The 22205-nt window shown below is 56.4% G+C and carries 17 protein-coding genes; 1 reads left to right on the top strand and 16 read right to left on the bottom strand.

The window, feature by feature from the left end:
* Positions 1-23: 23 nt before the first annotated feature.
* From O4H31_RS15730 to O4H31_RS15700, 7 genes are all read right to left on the bottom strand, one after another.
* The gene (locus O4H31_RS15730) at positions 24-1487 is read right to left on the bottom strand and encodes a TniQ family protein (protein ID WP_269347293.1); all 1464 of its coding nucleotides are present in this window, start codon (positions 1485-1487) and stop codon (positions 24-26) included.
* Complete coding sequence (locus O4H31_RS15725; protein ID WP_269347292.1) at positions 1484-2461, bottom strand: TniB family NTP-binding protein; 978 nt, start codon at positions 2459-2461, stop codon at positions 1484-1486. The genes O4H31_RS15730 and O4H31_RS15725 overlap by 4 nt, the downstream gene beginning before the upstream one ends.
* 161 nt (positions 2462-2622) lie before the next feature.
* Entirely contained in the window at positions 2623-4824 is a 2202-nt protein-coding gene (locus O4H31_RS15720) for a hypothetical protein (RefSeq protein WP_269347291.1), read from the bottom strand.
* The gene (locus O4H31_RS15715) at positions 4824-5492 is read right to left on the bottom strand and encodes a hypothetical protein (protein WP_269347289.1); all 669 of its coding nucleotides are present in this window, start codon (positions 5490-5492) and stop codon (positions 4824-4826) included. Before O4H31_RS15715 ends, O4H31_RS15720 begins: the two co-directional genes overlap by 1 nt.
* 192 nt (positions 5493-5684) lie before the next feature.
* Positions 5685-6197: a DUF6634 family protein gene (locus tag O4H31_RS15710; RefSeq protein ID WP_269347286.1), complete on the bottom strand. Its 513-nt coding sequence runs from the start codon at positions 6195-6197 to the stop codon at positions 5685-5687.
* Positions 6198-7343: 1146 nt separating this feature from the next.
* Positions 7344-8960 (bottom strand): MFS transporter, encoded by a 1617-nt coding sequence (locus O4H31_RS15705; RefSeq protein ID WP_269347284.1) that lies wholly within the window; start codon positions 8958-8960, stop codon positions 7344-7346.
* 171 nt (positions 8961-9131) lie between these two features.
* The gene (locus tag O4H31_RS15700; RefSeq protein ID WP_419723609.1) at positions 9132-9293 is read right to left on the bottom strand and encodes an SDR family oxidoreductase; all 162 of its coding nucleotides are present in this window, start codon (positions 9291-9293) and stop codon (positions 9132-9134) included.
* A 90-nt stretch (positions 9294-9383) separates the two neighbouring features.
* On the opposite strand from O4H31_RS15700, the gene O4H31_RS15695 reads away from it, so the two are divergent.
* Positions 9384-9530: a hypothetical protein gene (locus O4H31_RS15695; protein WP_269347282.1), complete on the top strand. Its 147-nt coding sequence runs from the start codon at positions 9384-9386 to the stop codon at positions 9528-9530.
* On the opposite strand, the gene O4H31_RS15690 is transcribed toward O4H31_RS15695, so the two are convergent.
* The 9 genes from O4H31_RS15690 to O4H31_RS15650 all read right to left on the bottom strand — a co-directional run bounded on the left by O4H31_RS15690 (position 9527) and on the right by O4H31_RS15650 (position 22184).
* Positions 9527-10333, bottom strand: a complete 807-nt coding sequence (locus O4H31_RS15690) for an ATP-binding cassette domain-containing protein (protein WP_269347280.1) — start codon at positions 10331-10333, stop codon at positions 9527-9529. The two genes, O4H31_RS15695 and O4H31_RS15690, sit on opposite strands and share 4 nt — an antisense overlap.
* The gene (locus O4H31_RS15685) at positions 10326-11360 is read right to left on the bottom strand and encodes an ABC transporter ATP-binding protein (protein WP_269347278.1); all 1035 of its coding nucleotides are present in this window, start codon (positions 11358-11360) and stop codon (positions 10326-10328) included. Before O4H31_RS15685 ends, O4H31_RS15690 begins: the two co-directional genes overlap by 8 nt.
* The gene (locus O4H31_RS15680; RefSeq protein WP_269347276.1) at positions 11360-12250 is read right to left on the bottom strand and encodes an ABC transporter permease; all 891 of its coding nucleotides are present in this window, start codon (positions 12248-12250) and stop codon (positions 11360-11362) included. Before O4H31_RS15680 ends, O4H31_RS15685 begins: the two co-directional genes overlap by 1 nt.
* Complete coding sequence (locus O4H31_RS15675) at positions 12247-13254, bottom strand: ABC transporter permease (RefSeq protein ID WP_269347275.1); 1008 nt, start codon at positions 13252-13254, stop codon at positions 12247-12249. Before O4H31_RS15675 ends, O4H31_RS15680 begins: the two co-directional genes overlap by 4 nt.
* A 79-nt stretch (positions 13255-13333) precedes the next feature.
* Positions 13334-14908: an ABC transporter substrate-binding protein gene (locus tag O4H31_RS15670; RefSeq protein ID WP_269347272.1), complete on the bottom strand. Its 1575-nt coding sequence runs from the start codon at positions 14906-14908 to the stop codon at positions 13334-13336.
* Between the two features lie 56 nt (positions 14909-14964).
* Complete coding sequence (locus O4H31_RS15665) at positions 14965-18810, bottom strand: hydantoinase B/oxoprolinase family protein (protein ID WP_269347270.1); 3846 nt, start codon at positions 18808-18810, stop codon at positions 14965-14967.
* 15 nt (positions 18811-18825) lie between these two features.
* On the bottom strand, positions 18826-19566 hold the full coding sequence (locus O4H31_RS15660) for an IclR family transcriptional regulator (protein WP_269347268.1): 741 nt from the start codon (positions 19564-19566) through the stop codon (positions 18826-18828).
* 145 nt (positions 19567-19711) lie between these two features.
* Positions 19712-20866: a M20 aminoacylase family protein gene (locus O4H31_RS15655; protein WP_269347266.1), complete on the bottom strand. Its 1155-nt coding sequence runs from the start codon at positions 20864-20866 to the stop codon at positions 19712-19714.
* Positions 20867-20957: 91 nt separating this feature from the next.
* Positions 20958-22184, bottom strand: coding sequence for a metal-dependent hydrolase family protein (locus O4H31_RS15650; protein ID WP_269347263.1), 1227 nt, complete (start codon positions 22182-22184; stop codon positions 20958-20960).
* Between the last annotated feature and the right edge of the window lie 21 nt (positions 22185-22205).

Below are 22205 nucleotides of genomic sequence, written 5' to 3'. Positions count from 1 at the left end.
TGGCAAAAATCGTTAAAAGGAGATCAGATGGCGCGGCGCGTGATGGCCTCCAGAGGAGAGAGGACGATAGCTGCCAACCCACTTTTGTCAGGCAGCCGAAACGCAGAAAGATCGCCATCTACGATGGCCTTGACCACTTCGGCAGTCGTGCCGCCTCCACGCTGACAGGCATATGCAATAGAATGGAGACCCTCGACCTGAGATTGGTCCACTTTCGGCAATGCTTCGAAAGGCACCAGAAACGTGTCGAGATGCCGCTTGGCGAAGACCACATTCCGGACCGCGCCCCGGGAATTGCGCGGAACCAGTGGCAAAAGCAGGTTCGCCGCATAGAGAGCCTGCATTTGAGTGAGAGAAGCGCCGATATAGTCGGGTACGTCTGACAGTGGGACAGCAGTTTCGAAGTCTGACACCAGTGTAGCAATTTCGTCTGCTTCGAACCTGAGTAATCCACTCTCTGCATCAGTGGCCCCCTGCGGAACGCGGTTCAACTTCTGAAGGAGGCGTGACATCCGGGTGCGATTGATACCAAGGGTTTCGGCGAGGCTCTGGACACTGTGATATCGCCGCTTCCTGACCTCCACACCGAGGACTTTTGTACCGACGTCCACGGCGTCATGTTTGATGATATGATCCCTCAGGATATCGCGGATCGGACCCGGTTCGTACCCTTTGCTCCGACGGTCCAGCCAATCGAACAACAGGCCGTAGTGCGCCAGTGGCCCAGCTTGGACAGCGCGTGCTGGAGAGTTCTCACGGATCTCATCCAAGGCCATGGTAACCCCCTCCGGTCCATGGATGAAATGATCAAAGCCAACCTGGATGGCCGCTTCCTGCTTAATTGGAGAAAGCTTCTTCGCCGGCTGCCGGTGGCCGTGGGTCAGCGTGCTTCCCACCATCAGACAGGCGTCCAGTACTTGCTGTATTGACTGCTCGTCGAGCCAGGGGTCCGTTGTGGCACCCGCCCACAGACGGGCCTCAAGCCAATGCAGGTAGGCCGGAGACTTTCCTTTCGCTTCTCTCACCTGCCAGTCCAGCTGCCCCGCAGCTTCCTGAAGGGTGCGGGTGGGCGTCGACAGGCGGCTCAGGAAGACTCCGTGGTCAGGGCAGCGATGCACAGGTGCGAAACACCAATTCAGACGCTGCTTCCACCCACGATGAGACCCATCCTCGGCCAAGCAAACCGGGCAGTACTTGTCCGCCGCGCGGACAAGAAAGGTCTTTTGCACACGCTCTTCGCGGAACATGACATCAGGCCCCATCGCGCGCATGTTGGACCGCTGAAGGAGTGCCAAGTCCACATCCACCACCTCGGCGAACTGCGTGACGGCTTGATCGCGACCAAGGATGAACTGCTCCGAATTGATGCGCATGTCAGCCAGAAGCCGGGTGATACCCTGCCCCGTGTGGATCGCCGCGAGGCGCCCCGCGTAGGACAAAAGAGTTTCGCGCGGGGCGAACGGAATGTGAGGAAGGAGCTGTGTCACCGGGACCAGCCCCCATCAAGCAAGGCCTGCCGTACGGTACTCCACGATCCCTGCGCGAACGGCGACATGGGAAAGGCACCGTATTCCAGTTCGAACTGGAAACTGGCGTCCTGAAGTGTTACTTCAGCGCGCTCTTCGTCCAGCGCCCTGCTGAGGACCGCTTTAGCGAGCCAAATACAACGGCCCACCACGCCCCCTTCGGCGAAGAGGATACGTTCGGGCAAATGCGCATCCTTTGGCAGTGACAGGCCAACCTTATCAGCGCAAAGCTGCATGCTGCGCGCAAATGTCTGCGCCTCACGTGATCCTTCCAAGATGGAAGTCAGCTCGAACTTCGGGAAACGACGATCCGTTTCCGGATCGGTCATGATGCCGTTGTGCAGCTTATAGACCCCGGCGATAATTACCGCGACCGGCCATTCACCCTGCAGAAGGGACTTAAGTGTCTGTACCGCACCTTCCACATCACGACCGGACCCCTTGCGCAGCAGGTGGTGGGTCTCGTCGATCACCAGCAAGCGGATGCCACGTTTCTGCATGCTGTGACGCGCCACATCCCAGGCCTCATAGGCCTTTGCACGCGGGTTAATGTCTAGGTACCCGAGATCCTTCGCGATCCGCCCTGCAAGGCTCTTGATCGTAGCCTCAGGCGGCACCGTGACATAAAGCGTGTTGCCTTCGGTCTCGCGACCGGCCAATTCGAACATCGGCAGCGCACGGAGGGTCCGCAGCGCCAATGCCGACTTCCCGGTGCCGGAATTGCCGACCAGCATCAAGCCGCGAGTTTCGCGGGTCAGAGGGTCGACGCGGGGCTCGGAAGTCAGTTCGCCGTTCTCATCAGACGCGAACAACATATGGAGCCTGCTGATCAGGGCGTAATCGCGGTCGAGGCGAAAGTAGCGATCCATCAGCCACGCGAGCTTTTCGGGCTTGGTGCTGGCGGGGGTCAGAGGGGTGGACAAAAGGGTCGTCATGGGGAGGGTACTCCTTGGGGTTTTCTGTTGTAGGGCGGAGATATGAGGGACACGCGAAAGAACTCAGCGGTTTTTCAGTAATTTTGTGACTTTCTCGTAACTTACTGATTATGCTAGTATTATCGCCCCCCACCGCGGTCAGAGGCAGGAGAGCGGATAGATCACTCCAGAAGATCATCGTCGGCCGGAAGACCAGTCGCGTCAGCGGAGTTCTGCGTCGAATCCACTGTTTCTTGTCCCGTGACTTCGACTTCATCTGCCAGCAAGTCGCGGTGAGGCCCGGCGAGGTGCCGGCGCTCTGCAGTATCCGTGTGCTGTGCAAAGTAGGCGTCCGCCTGTTCCAGGCCCTTAGCATCACGCGACCTAGCCAGCAGCCCGTTCATGGCCTTCAGGGAGCCTGAACGCTGGTCCATTTCATAGACAAGTTCGAGCCGTGTAGCCTCCGCTTCCGGATCAATCTCCCGGCGGGATACCAACCACTCGCGCACGTCCATCTCGGTCTTCCCAATCCAGCGCTCATCGGCAGCAAGGATTGTTTTCCACTCCCCAGCATCGGCACGCACATCAATTGTGCCGATATCACCGTGCCAGTAGCAGACCTCGAGAATCTTATTGTCGCCATCGGGGCCGAACCAGAGATTCTCTAGGTACTTCCCTTGATAATTTACCCGGTTGATGGTCAGCCCGTGCCGCCCCAGTTTCCGCGTGACCCGGGTGCCGAAGGCGAGGCGCATTTCCCGACTGCTGAGTTCCCTCACCGGCAAATCTTCGGTCGCATTTTTCCACGCCTGAAGTGGCGTCATGCCCAAACCTTCTTGGCGTCTGTTGTGATATCCGTCGACCGTCCACCGGACCAGCCAGCTCAGGAATTCTTCCAACGTAAGCGTCGCCCGCGCTGCCGGATCATTGCGGCCACGTTCAACGACGTTTGAAAAATTGCGGCCAGAGAACCTCTGCAGGAATGTCTTGTGCATCGTGCCGAAGACACGCTCGATGAACGGCCGCAACCAGGGTTTTCCAGCCGGGGTACCGAGGTTGGTGATCCCGAGAGACGCCAAGATATGATAAGCTTCATCCGAGATGTAGGATCCGCCACGATCCATTACGACTTCCTCGGGCGCTCCGTGCTGGAACCAGTCATATTTGCAGCCAGCGGCATCGGAGATCGTAGTCTTGTCTGTATAGATCATCTCGAGCGTCTGCTTCAAAACCCCGGTGATCCCTTTCGGCACGATCTGGAGCGCCAAGAGACAGCGTGTGTGTACGTCGATAGCGGCAGAAATCACTACGCGCTTTGGCTTTCCGTCCAGCCCGAGGGTCTTCGCCTCTGCAGGCGTAAGCAACTTGAAGATCCCTGTCAGCCGCAACAAGAGTGTCAGGTCGATGGTGTACTCATCGATCTCGACGCGTTCGAGCGCCCTGAGGGTCGTGATACCGACACCCAAGGCGTGCATGTCCTTATATGCCTGATCAAAGCCGCGCTGCCGCGTCACCAGCGCAGCGCGCCCGAGACGCGCGGCCTGTTTGCGCACAAACGTCTGGCTAACCCGATTGGACAATGTAGGCAAAGGCAGCTCTGCACTCACCCGCCGCTTGTTTTCATGATTGATCGCAGCCAGAACACTGTCATGCAACGAGCTGAGTTCTTGGCGTTCCTCATCAATCAAGTCGTCGATTACTGACGTTACAAAATCTGCGAGCTCTTCCGAATGCCCGGCCTTTCCACCGCATGCGCGGAGCTTGTCATACAGTCCATCTTCTCCAAGCCGATTCAGCTTTCCAAGCCACTTGTAAATGGATGCTCCTTTTGACGAGGGGTCTCCTGCCTTAACCGTGAGCTCAAAAACATAAGGGTTGCGCACCGCTTCTTCGCCATAAAGCGTCGCCCGTGCCCCACGCTTATGCCGTGTCGCGTTTTCCTCCTGCACGAGCTGAGCATGCACAGTCCTCGCCCGCGCAATGATCAATTCGGCATCTTGCTCGAAAGCTTGACGCGTCATTCCGATCCGTCCTTCCGACATCAACTCCTGTGCTCCAAGAGCGCAAGCTTTGCGGACAAGCATCCGCGAAGTTTCTTTGTGGGTCCGCCAATGGCGGGGAATGGAGGACGGGTCGGCATCCTTCATCCCCGGCCGGCTGAGGATCACCAACTGGCCATGGCTATTTTCCGTTTCGACACGTGGGTAATTCAGCAATTCGTGGGCAGAGTCATTTACGACACCTGTCTTGGGATCAGTCCACTCCTCCCAGATGACGACATACCCCTCAGGGCGTACGGCAATTACCTCAGCAAGGCGCGGGCCGATGCGGAAACGGCACCCTTCCTCCAGCAGTTTGCGACGGGGCTTCAGCGAGACCGGCATTAGCTATTCTCCCCGTGCGTGATAATAGTCCGAGGCGTGATGCGCTCCGCTGCGAGGACCTTGGCGGCTCCGGAGCGGATCAGCCGGATCACACTCCAAAATCCAGTCGAACCAATGCCGCAGGCGTCCAGAAACTCGCGGATCTGCATAGGTTTCGTCAGGGCGTCCAGCGCCGAAGTCACCTGATCATCCATGTACGGATCAGGGTGCCGCGCAGCATGAAACAATTTGGCATTCGCCAGTTCGATTGGGTCGACGTTCCGCTCAGTCGCGACGCAAACCCTATTGGCGGTCTCCATCGTCGCGACCCTGGTGACAGCTTCCATCTTCGCGTGAAACACATGGCGCTCGGCCTTGCGCTGCGGCTTTACCGAAATGGCGGTGCGCTGCCCGTTCCGATGGGTCAGCCGCAAGTCAAACCAGTACGGGGTCGCCCGCACTGTGCCGTGACGTACCATGATAGGCGCGATCTGCTCTTCAACATCCACGACGTCCGGCCGGTAACGGCTGCAGATCGCCACGTGGTATTCCAGCAGACTGTTGTACTCCATTGCCTGCGATTTGCCGTTTGCATTCAAGAAAGTCATCTGACCCACGAAGTGGAACGGAGATTTCTTCGGGATGGCCCGCGTGGCGCGGCTATGAAGGTAGGTGTCGTCGAAACTCATCTTGTCATCTTTCGTCTAGGCAAGCCTCATCCGTCCTCTGAAACCGAGGTTTCAAAGCTATGGCAGAGACCGCCGATTGATTATTCAGGACGCGGCAGAACGCCGTCGCCTCATAAGGATGGAGGTACGAGGAGGTCGCGAAAAAACTTAGAGATTATTTTTGAAGAATTTTCTGACCAGGCTAAGATTTTGTTATCTCGTAATTTTTTCGTCACCGATCGTCGGCCATGTTCTTGCCACCAGGGTCAGCGCCGGAACCAGATCATCGAATCCTAGTTCGAAGGCCTGTTTTGCCATTCGAACTGGACGCTTATCGGTAAGACGCCTGGCAAAGTGCAAAGGAACACTAAGTACATCGGGCGCCAATATTTCGCAGTACCCCGCAACCGCGGTTTCTGGAAAAGCATTCGCGGTATCTGTCGCAAGCGGCGCTCCGAGACGGTACCAGCGCGAAAGCGTACGCGCCCATTGGTCGTCCTCAGAAACATGGATCAACGGTGACGTGACAATCTGCGTTTTTCCGAGCGCCGGATGGCCTTCCACATTTCCCGCCAGCGACAACTGGGCACCGCGCAAGACAGGCGTCCATTCTTCGAGCCTCGGTGCGTCCATATCCGTGCCTTCTGGATCAGTGCCGGCAATCACCGCCCGAAACGCGGTTAGATGAAGTTCAATAAAAGCCCGGAGGCTAGCGGCTGCGTGCATGTTCATTTCCTTTGAGCAGTCGAACCTGCCCCCCATTGGAAACGGAGAGGCAGAGATTGAATTGGTAGGGTGAACGCGCGTGTTCGGCAGTTCGCTTAGCGGCTTGGCCGGAGCATGGGAAACACATAGCTTTGCGAAAACAGTCACTTGAAGCCTTTTCGAAAGGCGAATTTTCCAAGCAGGGCATCCCGAAGCGACGGTTCAAATGACTCTTTCGCACGCCCGTTGGGCTTGGAAACAAACTGTTTCCTAACTCAAAGGGGCGGTTTTCACTGCGTCTAAACGAGCGAACAGGTGACCCGATGCGGGAAACAGGGGTATTCACCTCCGAGAAAGCGAATCGCTGAGCAAAGTTCGCGCTTGGCTTGGAGATCACGATCGTCGCGACTGCCCTTCGTCTTCGCCCGCACTCGGCGGACATTCATGCTCCAATTTTCTGACGGGCCTCGTCCGGGTTTTAGGTGCCGGACTCAGCAGTATCTGTCTGACAATACCTTTTGGCAGGAATGGGCGATATCGCTGACAGCGGCGAAACAGGTAGGCTGGCTTTGGCACGACACGATGATGGTCAGTGGAGGGTACCGGGGCCCAAACGCTGCGTTCAGCGAACGTCCGATCTTCGAGTCCCTCTCGAAAACGAAGCCTACCTTGACCGGTGCGACGAGTGATCCTTCCGACGGGACAGAGACCCCATCACACCGATCCTGAGACAGGAGAAACCGCATTGGCAAGGTGGATAAAGCGCAGATCATTAACCAAAGTAGATCTAAGGTTGAGTTCCGCTTAGGGTTCCGGCTCCTCTTCAGGCGGAAAGTCCCTCAACGTACTGAATCGATGACTATAAATAACCTCTTGGCCCCGAAAACGGGCCCGTTCGGACCGTTAGGAGTTCCGCTTTCCCACCCTTCCAATTGCCACAAGAAACTGGCTTCAAAATAATCCTCTTCCCCTGTGGCATTGGCCGCGCGATGCGACTGCAAAGGCAGGCCTATTATGTGAGCCTTCGTCCAAATGGCTGAAACTTGCCTTTCAAGGGTCGAATGACCCACTTTGGTGAGCTTAATGATGTGAACGGCCTACCGGCGCGGGTTCAGCACCTTGAACAATATGAGTGATTCACACTCGATGATTTTGAATGGGCTTTGTTCATGTCTCCTTTTGCAACATATCGTCGCGCAGTGGCACGGTTTGGCGCTCAATCATCCGATGCACTTCGGGCGGTGCCTCGCCGCGGTGGAGCCGCCGGATCTGATCCGATAGCTCTGCATCTGCATTGGTCCGCCGCTCATTGTGGCGGACATATTCGCCCCAAGTTGGCACATGATAGCTCTCGCTCCAATGCTCCGGTCGGTGCAGATCGCGCAACAGCGCCCATTGCTGCGCGCCATCGCGAATGCGTACCCGACGTCGCAGGCTCATCGCGGTTAGAAATTCCGGCACATCCGACTGCGCAATCTCATAATCGACCATGACCATTACCGGCCCGCTGCGATAGCTGAGATCAAACCGCGTGTCGGGTTCTTTGAAACGGTTGAGGGGGTCGAGATCGAGCCCGCTAAACTCCGGCAGCGGCAGCCGCAAGCCGATCAACGCACCGATCAGCAGCATCACACTGGCCCCGGCAAGTGCGGTTTCCGGCCCGCCCCGGTCGGCGACGATCCCCCAGATCAAACTGCCTGCCGCCATGCCCCCGAAGGTGCCGGTCTGGTAAAGTGCGATCACCCTGCCCACGACCCATCGCGGGGTTGAAAGCTGAATTGTCACGTTGAACATCGACAGCGACAGCACCCAACACGCCCCAGCGAGCATCAGCGCGGTACCCGACAAAACAGGCTGCGCGCTGACCGCCAGCACGGCACAGCTGAGGGCGAAGCCAACAAAACCGCCACGCGCGATCATCTCATTCCGGAACCGCGCCCGCAGCCCCGCGTTTGCCAAAGCACCAAACACAGCCCCCATGCCGAAACACCCCAGCATGATGCCATAGACAAAGGCCGTCGCCTGCAATGTCTCACGCACCACGACCGGCAGAAGCGCCAGCAGAGCGATGGCCGACAGTCCGAACCAAAATCCGCGCAGGATAACCCGCATCAGATTGGGCGACATCGCGACATAGCGCAGCCCGGCGGAAAAGGCGCTGCCCATCGGTTCACGCGGCAGATGAGTATCACGCAGCGGCGCTGTCCACCGCAACAAGGCAAGAATGATCGCCACATAGCTCAGCGCATTGACGGCAAAGGCCGCCGCTGCGCCCGCAATCGCAACAATCGCCCCGCCAGCCGCAGGCCCGATGCTCCGCATCAGGTTGAACCCCATAGAGTTGAGCGACACCGCCGAGGGCAGCTCCTCACGGCTGACGATATCGCCCATGGTCGCCTGCCAAGACGGGTTATGCAGCGCCGTCCCGCAACCGATGGAGAACGTAAAAGCCAAGAGCAGCCAAGGTGTAAGCCAACCCTCAAAAGCCATAAAGGTTAGTAGAATTGAGACGCCGAACATAAAGCTCTGCGCGATCAACATGACCCGGCGGCGATCGAAATTATCGGCAAAGACACCCGCCAGCAACGAGAAGATCATGATCGGCAAAGCGACAGAGCCCTGCACCAGAGCCACCATACTCTGCGAGCCCGAGAGCGAGGTCATAAGCCACGCGGCACCCACCGCCTGCACCAGCCCACCAAAGTTCGACGCCAGCGCGGCGATCCACAAAGAGCGGAAGGTCTGGTTGCGGAAAAGGATCAGGGGCGAAATACGGTCGGGCAAAGCTGAAGGCCTCGTAAAGCTGTACCTATTCGATATGTGGTTTGTGACCTTACTGTCGATACTGCACTGTATCTTTCTGCGTCAAATCCTGACGGCACAAATGATTGGATCGATTATAGAATGTATAAGATACGTTCCGTTTTATTCCCTCCACCTTTATTCCTCGCTTAACTAAACCGTGTTAATCGCACCCCCATCGATCCGAATACGCGCCCCTGTCACATAGCTCGCACCGGCAGACGCAGGAAAGGTCACCACATCCGCAAAAACTCCGGCCTTGCCGTTCCGCCCTGCGGGTATTGTGGCGCGGGACTTTGAAGTGACCTCGGCCACATCGCCGTCGGTGCGTATCGCGGTTCTCTGAAGCGGTTGAGCGGGCCGAGATCGAGCCCGCTGAATTCCAGAAGTGGCAGGTGCAAACTGATGAGCGCACCGATCACCTGCGCGACCTCATGGGCCAGCGAACAGGGCGGGCAATCTGCCTTCCGTCAATTTGCTGCACTGGCTGCACAGTCAGGTCCACAATATAACCTTAAAAATCTTAAGAAAGTTTTCGCCGGCCTCACTTAGACCCGGACTTCAGGCATCGCCCCAATCAACATCTTGGCATAGTCGCTTTGAGGGTTATCAAAAATCTCGTTACTGCTTCCTTCTTCGACAATCTGCCCGTGCAAGATCAAGGCGACGCGATCACAAAGGTATCTCACAACCGCAAGGTCATGGCTTATGAAAAAATAGGTCAATCCGAGTTTATCTTGAAGATCGAAGAGCAAGTTTAGTACTTGGGCTTGAACGGACACATCCAGCGCTGACGTAGGTTCGTCAAGGATCAGAAGTTCAGGGCCGGAGGCGAGCGCGCGTGCAATGCAGATACGTTGGCGCTGACCGCCCGAAAACTCATGCGGATAGCGGCGTAAATGCTGGGGGCCAAGGCCAACCAATGACAAAAGCTCTGCGGCACGGTCGGTGCGTTCGCGCGAGTTCAGACCCAGTGACTGCATGTGAATGAGCATCGGTTCGGTCACAATATCATGCACCGACATGCGCGGATTGAGCGATGCATAAGGATCTTGAAACACGATTTGTATGCGAGCGCGCAACTGCCGCATTTCAAGCGGCGAGAGATGGGCCATGTCCTGGCCCTTAAAGCGGATTACGCCCGAAGTCGGTCTCTCCAATTGCAGGATAGAGCGTGTCATGGTGGTTTTTCCTGACCCACTTTCCCCGACGAGACCAAAGCTTTCGCCACGGTTCACCGATAGCGATACCTTGTTCAGGGCATGTACCTCAGACGATTTTCCGAACATTCCGCGGCGGCCCGGATAGACTTTGCTGACGTCATTAATTTCAAGCATCGGGGTTGCATCAAGCATTGGTCATTGGCTCCATTTCGGCCGCGCGGATACAAGCGACGCTGTGGTCTGTCCCGACGGGTTCAGGCAGTGGCGTGGAGTTAGAGCAAGCAGGTTGCGCAAATGCGCAACGTGGGGCAAAACGGCATCCGGCGGGCGGTTGCAAAAGATTTGGGACAGTCCCCGCAAGGCCCTTCAGCGCGCCGCGCTTGGTGTTTTTTGTCGGAATGGCAGAAATCAGCGCCCGGGTATAGGGATGCACCGGGTCACCGATGACGGCGCCAACAGGCCCGCTTTCGACGATATTTCCCGCATACATCACAGCAACGTGGCTGCAGGTCTGAGCGACAACACCAAGGTTGTGGGTGATCAACACCACACCCATGTGATATTCGGCAACGTTGGATTTGATCTGCTTCAAAATCTGCGCTTGAACCGATACATCAAGCGCTGTTGTCGGTTCATCCGCGATCAGAAGGTCGGGACGCCCGATCATTGCCATCGCGATAAGCACCCGTTGCCGCATCCCGCCAGAAAACTCGTGCGGATAACTGGAAAGGCGGGCGTGAGCATTGGGGATGCCAACCTTCGCCAACATCTCGCCCGCAAGGCGCAGCGCCGCGGAACGACGGGTGCGTTTGCCTGAACCCGGCGGGCAATCAAGAATGGTGTCATCTTGCGACGCGGCAGCAAGTGCTACGTCCGTTAGTTGCTCGCCAATCCGAAAAGCCGGATTCAGGTTGGTCGTCGGGTCCTGAAAAATCATGCCGATACGTTTGCCACGCAGTTTTTGCATCTGACGGGGTGCAAGGGATAACAAATCGGTTCCTTCAAGCAATATCTTGCCCTTGGAATAAGTCGCGGGAGGCGAAGTAGCGAGGCGTGAAACCGACAGGCCAGTGAGCGATTTTCCGCAACCACTTTCCCCGACAAGGCCCCAGATCTCGCCCCGTTTTACGGTCAGGTTGATGCCATTAAGAACATGTGCATGGCCTTCATAGCTGCTCATGTGCAGATGAAGATCACGGATTTCGAGCAGAGCGGTCATCAGCGCCTCGCTTTCGGATCAAGTACGTCTCGCAGGCCGTCACCAAGCAGGTTGAAGCCAAACACAGCCACGAACATCGCCATGCCAGGGGCCATGGCCGTCCACCAGTAATCCGGCATGTACGACCGAGAGATTGAAAGAAGCGTGCCCCATTCCGGGGTTGGAGGCCGGACGCCGATGCCAATAAACCCCAGGCCAGCGACAGTCAGGATGGCGAAGCCCATATCGAGCGACATTTTCACAATGATCGGCGACACGGTATTGGGCAAAATGTGGCGGAACAGGATGCGCCGGGGCGTGGCACCGATTGCGCGTGCTGCGGTCACATAGACTTCTTCCCGCGCTGCAAGCACCTCGCCCCGGACCAGTCGCGCATAGCCCGGCCACCAGGATAGAGAGATCGCGATGACCATGTTGCCAAATCCCGGCCCCAGCGCTGCGGCGATTGCCATGGCAAGGATAAGACCAGGTATAGTTAGCGTTAAATCGGTCAGCCGCATTAGTACCTCATCCACCCAGCCGCCCGCAAAGCCGGCGACCGCGCCAATCAACGTTCCGATAATTGAGCCAATAAGAACCACGCCGAACCCTGCCAGAACAGAAACCGTGGTGCCCGCCATGACAAGTGACAGAACATCTTGGCCCAGCTCGTTCGTGCCAAACGGATAAGACCAAGAGGGGGCGATAAAGCGGTTTGCGGTGTCCACCCCGCCAGCGATATGTTCCGGATAGGGGGCAAGAATGGCACCAAAAGCCGTGAAAAATAGCACCATGGCAACAAGAACCACGCCCAGCAGCGACAGCTTGCTTTGCCGAAACCTGAAGAAGCCGCGACGCAGCTTGTCATACTTTGGTGGTGACAAGTCGTCGATTGAAACGGCGTCGGTCATGAGTAGCGTACCTTTGGGTTGATGACGCCGTAAAGTACGTCAATGATCAAGTTGGCGAGCACAAAAAGCAGACCAATCACCAGTGCGACCCCGATCACAGGCATCATATCCTGGCTTACGATGGCTTTCGTGGCGTAGAGTCCAAGCCCTGGCCAGTCGAATACGGTTTCTACCAGTACGGTCCCACCCAAGAGCCAGCCGAAATACAGTCCAATGACTGTTAGTGTTGCCGATACCGCATTTCGGGCGACGTACTTGGTGATGATCAAACGCGGAGCCAGACCCAGCGCCCGCGCAGTCATTACATAGTCTTGTTGCATCACTTCGATGGTCGAAGAACGCATCATGCGCATGATTGTGGCCAAGGGAGACAGCGACATTGCGATTGCCGGTAAGGCAAGGTGGCGCAGTACCAGAGTGAAGGTATTCCAGTCGCCGGCCAGCAAACTATCGATTGTCAGAAAGCCTGTGATGTTCGGTGGCGGGATAACAATAATAGGCAAACGCCCGCCTAGAGGCAGCCACATTAGCCACATCGCAAAACACAGTTGCAGCAGCAGGCCGAGAAAGAAACGCGGCATCGAAATAGCGCCAATGGCGCCGATTTGGCTGAGGTAGTCCGGCCACTTGTTGCGCCAAACGGCGGTCACCAATCCCAGTGGAATTCCGACCACGATGGCAAACCCCATCGCGGCGAGCACCAGTTCCAGTGTCGCGGGCAAATAAGCGGCGATGTCGGCGGCGACCGGTCGGCGTGTCAAAAGCGACGTTCCCAGATCTCCGTGAAGCAACCCGGTTACATATGTCCAATATTGCACCCAGACTGGCTGATCGAGGCCAAACTCAGTCGATAGCGCGGCGATCTCCGATTCTGTCGCATTAGGGCCTGCGGCGAGACCGACAGGATCGCCTGGCAAGATCCGCGCGATGGCAAACATAATGATGGTCAGGCCGATGATCACCGGGATCAGCATCAGCAATCGTCGCAGGATAAATTGAAGCATCGGGCAAGCCCTTTTCTAGCGTATTCAATCTGAGCAGGCGGGCCAATATGATGAGCCCGCCCCCCTTAAAAAAAGTAGCTTACTCCATCGACAGGCCGAAAACCTCAATCGCGTTGGAAGCTACGGGGGTGAAGTGATAGTTCTTCACAGAATCCCGCATCGCCAGCCGCCGCTTTTCCAGAACACCAAAAATATCCGGCGCGTCGGCAACAACGACTTCTTGAAACTTGTGATAAATGCCTTCGCGCTTCGCGGGGTCTACTTCGGCGCGTCCCGCCTCGATCAAGGCATCAACCTCTGGATTGTTATAGACAGCGTTCTGCCAACCGCCGTTGCGGGAAGAATGGTAGGCTGCATATGCGATGTTATCCGGGTCGCCATAGTTTGCTGTCTGATAGACTGGGAACAGATCAGGGAAGGTCTCAGGTGATTGGCTAGCGGCAACCATGTCGGGCCAGTTCATTGGCATGATCTCCAATTCGATGTTCAACGCCTTCAGGCTGTCGAGCATGATCAATGCCCAGCGGCGCTGTTGCTCCAATCCCGATACATGGACCATCCGCAGTTTAATCCCGCCCTCAGGCGTTTCGGTCATCGCAAGATGCTCCTTAGCCTTCTCGAGGTCCATTCGATAGACCGCCAGATCAGGGTTGAAGCCCAAAATCCCCCCCGGTAGAGGCCCCGTCATCAGATCGGCATAGCCTGCGGCGTCAATGATTGCTTGATAGTTTGTCGCGTAGGAAATTGCCTTGCGCATATTAATGTCAGCACAGGGTCCATTTTCGGTATTCATTTTGATCGAGAATGTCCGGTACTCGGGCTCAAGTATCCGAACAACGCCGGGCGCATCTGCTAGAGCGTCCATATCCTCAGAAGTAACGTCCACAGCGATTTGTGCTTCGCCGCGCTGAACCATCAGACGCTGGGTCGCCGTTTCATGGACAATCTGCCAGATAACACCTGCAAGGTTACCACCTCCTGCCTGCCAAGCGGTTTCCGCCCGCGCAAGGTGATAGAGCGTGCCGGGCTGGTAACGCGTCACGGCGAAAGGTCCGGACGCTGCCGTATTGGTCATGAGCCAAGTTTGCCCATCATCGCTACCGAGATTGGCTTCGACCACTGCCTTCTCGACGATAAAGACCCATGGCAACACCTGCAGGAAAGGCGCAAACGGTACCGCGAGGGTGAATTTGACCGTCTCGTCATCTACGGCGGTGACACCTTCTTCGGTCACAATATCTCGGATCATCCAAGAGTTACCCTTGGCAAGCCGAAGAGCCCGCCGGAAGGAATAGACGACGTCCCCTGCTGTCACATTATTGCCCGAGTGAAATGTTGCGTCCGGGTTCAGATTAAAAGTATATTCCAGCCCATCTTCACTTACATCCCAGTTGGCAGCAATTGCTGGCGTTGGTTCGGGCGGATTACCGGATACGCGCACGAGTGGATCGTAGACGTTGCGCATAAAGAAAGACGCCGAATAGCCGGTCGCGGTGTGGGGGTCAAAGTTCGGGATATCCTGACCCGATGCGATGACCATAACCGCAGAGTTCTGAGCGAACATCGCTTTAGGGAAGACTGTTGTTGCGAGACCGGCACCAGCCATAGCCAACAGGCTGCGACGGGTCAGATTTAGGGGGGAAGAAGTATGCATCAGTTTCTCCAGGTTGGGAAAGCGGGGGGTAATTTTCTGCCCCCCGTCGTTGTGGATCAGGCAGGCACTTTGCTTTTGGCCTGAGCTGGCGTGGAAGGTGTCGCTTGTGAATAATGGCGCGATGCATGGTCTGGTGTGATCAGACCTAGCTGCAAATCTCGAGTCACAGCAGCGGGCGCACGCTCGGCTGGATGTCCAAACCCTGATCCACCGCCAAGTGTAAGTTCTACGACTTCGTCCGGGCTGAAGAGCGAGACAAGCTCACCAGTGCCGCAATCGTGCAACTCTTCGCCCGATGCCGAAACAATCCGTCCCCGCGCACCAAGTCCGGGCAAGCCGCCAAAGAAGCCGTCAATCGGATTGTCGACCCCTTCAGGATAAACTGAGACAAGCATTTCGATGCCATCATCATCGCGCTTGCGGAACAAGATACGCTGTGCCAAGCCGCCACGAGTTTTGCCTGCTCCGCCGCTGTCGGGAACATAGGCTTTTTCCATTACCAGAACCGGCACACGACTTTCCATTAATTCAATTGACGTATTCGCCGCAGAGGTTGGCCATAGCAAGGATGAGTGGCCATCGCCCCGGTCCGATCCACCCTGCCCACCGCCACAGAACAGCATGTCAGAATAGAATTGTCCTGACGGATCTTGGCCGTAGATATTGGCGGCGACGGCTAGGCCGGTAAAGCTCTGAACCTTGTCACGTGCGGCACTCGCCAGCGCTCCGAATATATTTGGTGCCAGATACCAGCCGGTCCGTGTCCGCAGGTTCACCGCGGCGGGATAGGTCGGATTCAAAATGGACCCTTCAGGGGCTGTGACTGTGAAGGGGCGGTAGCAACCGGCATTTCCGCGCACCGTTGGGGTCAACATGCACTTGAGCGGGTAAGTTGCATGGGCAGCCGTGTAGTTGAGCGTAGAGTTCAAACCACCCTGCGGTAGCTGCGGCGGCACACCGTCAAAATCCACCGTAATCGCATCACCGGCCACTTTGACCAGCACCGGATATTCGATGATTTCGCCGAGCGGATTATTGGTGATCTTCGAGTGATAATCTCCGTCCGGAATTTGGCGGATCGCGTCGCGCATCGCTTTTTCCGAAAGCCCCTGTACAACCTCGGCTAGCGCGCTGAGGTCGTGCAGCCCGTAGTCGCGCATGAATGCGTCCAGACGCTCCGCTCCCAAAGCATTTGCCGCGACGAAGGAATAGATGTCGCCCAGAACCTGCTCGCCATTGCGGACGTTTTGCTGAATCATCCGCACGAGCGTTTCATTCGGAGTGCCTGCCTCGAAAAGCTTCATCGGTGGGATTTGCAGCCCTTCTTCATAGATTTCTCGTGCATGAAGGCTGTCTTTGGTGCCCCCAATGTCAGAGACATGGCCGACAGTTCCCATCAAGCCGACAAGTTTTCCGTTGCTGAACGCCGGTGTCACAATCGCAATATCGAATAAGTGCCCCGCACAAAGCCAAGGATCGTTGGTGATCAACACATCCCCAGGCTTCAAGGTGTCAGCTGGATATGCCGCCAGTAGCGCTTTGACTGCACGCGGGAGCGTCAAATTGAATACCGGCATGGCGCGCGGGCTATGCGCCAATGTCTCACCATCCTTGTCGAGCAGCTCGCAAGCGAAATCTTGCGCCTCTGCAATGACGAGCGAGAATGCGGTTCGGCACACTGTTAGCCACATTTCTTCTACGACGTTCACGAGGCGTGACCACATGATCTCCAAACCGATCGGGTCACCTTTGATTCTCGCTACCGCCTTGGCGCGGCTCATATTCTCAGGGATCAACTCTTCTGCAGCAGCGACTGCGCCAACTCTGACACAGAGGTTCAAACCAGCATCGATGCTGACATAGTCGTTTGGGCCGATCACAGTCGTTGATTCACGTTCTTCAATGATGGCCGGGCCAGAAAGTTCATCGCCAGCCTGCAAAGCATAGCGGTCGTAGACTGCGGTTTCGAACTCGCCCTCGTCAAACCAACATTTGCGATGACCTTTCAATCTATTGGCGCTGTCGCCGCCGCCCGTAGCACCGGTCAATGCCAGCTTTGGCGTGGGTCCGGCTACCCGAACACGGAAAGTTACCGCTTCGAAACGCGCACCTTCAAACGGTTCAGCGTAGCGCGTCGAATAGGCGCTGACAAAAGCGGCTCTGATAGCAGGGAGTTTACTTTCATCCAGGGGCCCCAGTGGCAGTGGAACCGAGATATCGTGCATCTGCCCCACAAGACGCATGTCTGCGGTGCGCTCGATCACGGCCTGATCAGCATCAATGCCAGCGCGGGTTAAATGGTGCAGACCTTCTGCCTCCAAATCCGCCAGTAGGGTATTGATGGCCTCTGCATCAAAGCCCGGCGTCAACTCAACCCGGCGCGAACGTACGCCATCAAAAGACAATGGCGCTGCTAGGAATCCAACCGCCGAAGCCGCGCCGGAAGCGGGCGGGATAAGAACCGAAGTAATTCCCATAGCTCGTGCTACATCGACCGCATGCGCAGGGCCAGCGCCGCCAAATCCTACCATCGAATATTCGCGCGGGTCTTTGCCGCGCTCGACAAGGTGGACGCGGGCCGCTGCCGCCATACTCTCAACCACAACCTTGTGAATGCCGAGCGCTGTTTCCGGCACGGTGAGACCTAGGCGGCTGCCGACACGCGCAATTGCAGTTTGTGCCGCTTCGAGATCCAAACTCATCTGCCCGCCAAGAAAGAAGCCGGGATCATAATAGCCGAGTGCGAGGTTTGCGTCCGTCACCGTGGGCTCCAAACCGCCCATTCCATAGCATGCAGGGCCCGGATCTGAGCCCGCGGAATGAGGCCCGACTTTAAGCAATCCTACTTCGTCGATTGCAGCGATGGAGCCCCCTCCGGCACCAATCTCGATCATCTCAATCACGGGGGCTTTGATCGGCAAGCCTGACCCTTTCGTAAACCGGTGAACGCGAGCGGCTTCCATCATCGGCGCAACTTCGGCGCGCCCGTTTTCGATCATACAAGCCTTCGCCGTTGTGCCGCCCATATCGAAAGAAATTACATCCGACAGGCCCGCGGCCTCGCCAAAGAGTGCAGTCGCTAGACCACCGCCAGCAGGACCACTTTCCAGCAGACGTATCGGGAAATCGCGTGCCGTCTCTAAAGAAACAAGACCACCGGCAGAATGCATTAAACGCAGCGGGCCGACGAAACCGGCACCGCGCAAGTGTTGCTCCAGCTTGGTCAGATACCTGTGCATAAGCGGCTGCACGAAAGCGTTCGCACAAGTTGTTACAATCCGCTGATACTCGCCCATTTCTGCGACGACTTCGGAAGAAATGGATACTGAAATCTCGGGATATTCAGCACTGATCAGCTCAGCGGCACGTTGTTCATGTGTGGGATTGGCGTAGGAATGCAGGAAGGTGATCGCAATCGCTTCACAGCCCGCGTCGACAAGCTGACGCGCGGCGGAAAGAACGGCGTCCTCATCTAGTGCCTTAACAACCTCGCCTGTAGCATTCATCCGCTCCGCAACCTCAAGCCGCAAATCGCGGCTGACCATCGGGTCGGGAAATGAAACGAACAGATCATAAATATCGTACCGTTGCTCGGTGCCCATCTCTAACAGGTCGCGGAAACCCGTTGTCGTAATCAGGCCGACTGGGGCGCCTTTCCGTTCAATGATGGCATTGGTCACCAAAGTGGTACCATGAACAATTTCGGAAACATCAGCATGGCTGATTTCCCGCAACTCCAAAAGTTCGGAAAGGCCGAGCAGTGCTGCCTCCGAAGGATCGTGAGGTGTGGTTAGGCGTTTGTGCAGCGTGACATTGGCGGTTTCGGCGTCGTAAAGGACGAAATCAGTGAATGTGCCACCGATATCAAAGCCGACGCGCCAACGATTTTGCGATAAAGTCATACCGAATTGTCCTTATTATTCGAGATTGGGGGCGACAAAGGCACTGTCGCCAAAGTCCGCCGCAATTTCGCCCGCGGCTCGTGCGAGCGCCTTAAGCATTTGATTGCGCCCATCGTCATCGACGATGCCGTGCGGGTAGACGATGCATAGGCTGATGATTTCGTGGGTCGCGGGATCGCCGACGGCGACCGCGATTGCATCTACACCAGCAGTGCTCTCTTGAGAGGAAGCGGCAAATCCGTTCCGGCGTATCTGCGACAGTTGAGAACGCAAACTGCCAGTTAAAGGCTGTTCCTCATAAAGCGCTGCAACTTCATCGTCCGACATGCGCGCGAGTATTGACCGCCCAGTGGCACTTTGGTGCGCCGACAGCCGACGTCCGATGTTCGATACGACCCTTAGCGCGTTGGTGCCCGGGAAGTCAGCAACCGCAGTGACCTCTTGGCGATCCAGAATAGAGATGTAACCAGTGTGGCCGAACTGGGTTGATAGTGTCGAGACAGCTTCGCTCGCACGGGAGATCAACCGAGACGAGCGCCGGAAGATAGCAGCCAAATCGAGCATCACCGTACCCGGACGATGGCGCATCGTATCGCCGATTGTGCTCAGCATGCCGGTATCGCGCATCGCTTTCATTAGACGGGAGGCATTCGCTTTTGGCATATCCAGACGGCGGGCGACATCCGTCACCGTCAGTTCCAGGCAGTCGGCAGAGTAAAGCTTAAGAACAGCCTGGGCATTTTGCAGAATTGACACGAAACCTCCGTTGTTCCATATTTTGGAACATATGATCCATATTAAGCAACCTGGATTACGAAATATGATTCGGTCAACAAAAAACCGCGCCGTGATCAGGCGCGGTTAGGAATTTTGATAATTCTGTGAAGGTACTGATGAGAAATTAAGCAGCTCCGCGGCGTTCGACGAGCCGCGCGAAAACACTTGCCCCAACAGGCAGGATTGTATCGTCAAATATGAAACCCGGGTTGTGCAATGGTACGTCTCCGTGATGTCCTAAATTAAAAAAGGCGCCCGGTACGACGTTGAGAAGGTCCGCCATATCCTCGGACCCCATCGTGAGAGGCGCATTTAGTTTGGCCTGGTCTCCCACAATCTCCCGCGCTACCTCGATGAGGTCTTGAACCCTTTGCGGATCATTCGACAGGACGCTGAATATATTGCGGATATCGACGTTGATCGCGATCTCGTGTGATAGAGCAAATCCAGCACAAATTTTGCGCATCCGCGTTTCGATGAGCGCGCCATCGGCATCGTCAAAGAACCGAAAGGTCCCCCGCAACGTAGCGCTCTCTGGAATAACGTTATAGGCCGATCCTGCGTTAAACTGCGTGACAGAAACGACAGCCGGATGGGTCGGGTCCATATTTCGTGAAACGATTTCTTGAAATTCTTTTACTAATCCGGCGCCGATCACTACCGGATCACGGCTCGTTTGTGGCATCGCACCATGGCTGCCTTGGCCCACGATGTCGATATCGAAGAAGCTTGCCCCGGCCTGCGCTTTGCCTGGACGGATTGAGATATCGGAATGGTTGCTATAGGGCGAATTGTGCATGCCATAAAGCTCGTCACAGGGAAAACGCTCAAAAAGACCATCGGCAATCATTGCGCGCGCGCCACCCAGCCCTTCTTCTGCGGGTTGGAATATAAAGACAACGCTGCCAGAAAAATTTCGGTTCTCTGCTAGATAGCGCGCCGCGCCTAGTAGCATTGTTATATGACCGTCATGACCACAGCCATGAAACACGCCTTCGTTTTGAGATGAATATGGCAGATTCGTCCGCTCCTCCATTGGCAGGGCATCCATATCCGCGCGGAGACCGATTGTACGACCAGAGCGTGCGCCGTTGAGCACCCCCACTACGCCGGTTTTTCCGACTTGCCGCGTTACCTCTATGCCCCAGCTTTCCAGTAACTTGGCAATGCGAGACGAAGTGCGAAATTCTTCAAACCCAATTTCTGGATGAGCGTGGAAGTCACGGCGGATGCTGGTCAACTCGTCTTGAAAGGCGATGATCTGGTCTAGGGCGGGCATGAATAGATCCTATTGTAAGGTATGTTTCGAGCAGTACCTTCACCGCCTTGTATTAGGAAGGGGGGGGGTGCCCCCCCCCGATCGGCGACTTTTATAAAGCCTTCACGAAGCGACCATCCTTCATGATCGCATTGATGTGCTCGCCCTGCCCGTCAAGCACTGAAAGGTCGTCCAACGGATTGCTCCGCACCATGATAAGATCCGCATACGCCCCTTCTGCGATGCAGCCGATCTGCCCCTCCATTCGCATCACCTTAGCGGCATCCAAGGTTGCCGAGCGGATGACGACATGGGCCGGGAGGAAGCGACCGCGCAGAGGGAATTCGCCCGACTGATAGTGCTGCATGCCCCCCAGCAGATCTGAGCCATAGCCCATCAGCACTCCTTCTTCATGAAGCATGGTCAGGGCCTCCAACCCTGCGTCCCGCACGTCAGCGACCTTTGCGATCGATTCAGGCGGCAGACCGAAATCGGCGCCCCGCGTACCAAGGAGTTCATATGTGATGTTGGTCGGGACGACGACCGCCCCTTTTTGGGCCACGCGGCGGGCAGTTTCGCGTTTGATCAGGTTTGCGTGCTCGATCGAGTAAACACCAGCGTCCAAGGCCCGGTTGATCGCCTCATCGGTATATAGATGGCCTGCGACGTAGGTTTCTGCGTTGGACGCCTCTTCGACCGCTGCTTCAAGCTCTGCCACAGAGAATCCCAAGAATCCGATAGGATCAGTCGGTGAAGAGACACCGCCATTGGCCATAAGTTTGATGAAATTTGCCCCGCCCTTGATCTCTTCGCGGCAAGCGCGGCGCAGGTCGTCGACGCCATCAACGATCCTCCCCATCGCGCCGATTTGATCACGATAGTAATCCACACTGCGTGGATTGTATCGACCACGGTAGTCCGTATGCCCCCCGGTTTGCGACAGTGCTTTTCCGCAGATCACCAGACGGGGCGCGACCAGCAGACCTTCCTCAATTGCATCGACGATGCCGACATCTGCGCCGCCCAGATCGCGGACCGTCGTGAAGCCACGTGATATCATGTTCTTCATCAGCGCCATCATGCGGTAGGCAAGCAGTGAGTTGGGCAGGTCGGCATTCGCTTTTAGGTCAGCTGTCGTGGCGATCACATGCACATGGCAGTCGATTAAGCCGGGCATCACGAAGTGGTTTTTCGCGTCGATTTCATTGTCGCAACGCAGAGAGACCTTATCGGATACCTCCTGGAAGACGCCGTTCTCGATGACGATGTCCTGCGGGTCAGCCGCACGGTCCTGCGATCCATCAATGATGCGGGCGTTTCGGATAATCTGCATAGTCATGGGAGTTCCTTTTTTCTTAAT

The sequence above is a fragment of the Sulfitobacter dubius genome (assembly GCF_027214245.1).
GTDB lineage: Bacteria > Pseudomonadota > Alphaproteobacteria > Rhodobacterales > Rhodobacteraceae > Sulfitobacter > Sulfitobacter dubius_A.
The sequence above is the reverse complement of the archived record's forward strand: the minus strand, read 5'-3'. Positions and strand labels throughout refer to the sequence as shown.

What these genes read in the sequence shown, in the direction of transcription:
- O4H31_RS15725 (WP_269347292.1), bottom strand. Translation starts at nt 2,461, where the DNA reads ATGACGACCCTTTTGTCCACCCCTCTGACCCCCGCCAGCACCAAGCCC.
- O4H31_RS15720 (WP_269347291.1), bottom strand. Translation starts at nt 4,824, where the DNA reads ATGCCGGTCTCGCTGAAGCCCCGTCGCAAACTGCTGGAGGAAGGGTGC.
- O4H31_RS15715 (WP_269347289.1), bottom strand. Translation starts at nt 5,492, where the DNA reads ATGAGTTTCGACGACACCTACCTTCATAGCCGCGCCACGCGGGCCATC.
- O4H31_RS15710 (WP_269347286.1), bottom strand. Translation starts at nt 6,197, where the DNA reads ATGCACGCAGCCGCTAGCCTCCGGGCTTTTATTGAACTTCATCTAACC.
- O4H31_RS15695 (WP_269347282.1), top strand. Translation starts at nt 9,384, where the DNA reads ATGAGCGCACCGATCACCTGCGCGACCTCATGGGCCAGCGAACAGGGC.
- O4H31_RS15690 (WP_269347280.1), bottom strand. Translation starts at nt 10,333, where the DNA reads ATGCTTGATGCAACCCCGATGCTTGAAATTAATGACGTCAGCAAAGTC.
- O4H31_RS15685 (WP_269347278.1), bottom strand. Translation starts at nt 11,360, where the DNA reads ATGACCGCTCTGCTCGAAATCCGTGATCTTCATCTGCACATGAGCAGC.
- O4H31_RS15680 (WP_269347276.1), bottom strand. Translation starts at nt 12,250, where the DNA reads ATGACCGACGCCGTTTCAATCGACGACTTGTCACCACCAAAGTATGAC.
- O4H31_RS15675 (WP_269347275.1), bottom strand. Translation starts at nt 13,254, where the DNA reads ATGCTTCAATTTATCCTGCGACGATTGCTGATGCTGATCCCGGTGATC.
- O4H31_RS15670 (WP_269347272.1), bottom strand. Translation starts at nt 14,908, where the DNA reads ATGCATACTTCTTCCCCCCTAAATCTGACCCGTCGCAGCCTGTTGGCT.
- O4H31_RS15665 (WP_269347270.1), bottom strand. Translation starts at nt 18,810, where the DNA reads ATGACTTTATCGCAAAATCGTTGGCGCGTCGGCTTTGATATCGGTGGC.
- O4H31_RS15655 (WP_269347266.1), bottom strand. Translation starts at nt 20,866, where the DNA reads ATGCCCGCCCTAGACCAGATCATCGCCTTTCAAGACGAGTTGACCAGC.
- O4H31_RS15650 (WP_269347263.1), bottom strand. Translation starts at nt 22,184, where the DNA reads ATGACTATGCAGATTATCCGAAACGCCCGCATCATTGATGGATCGCAG.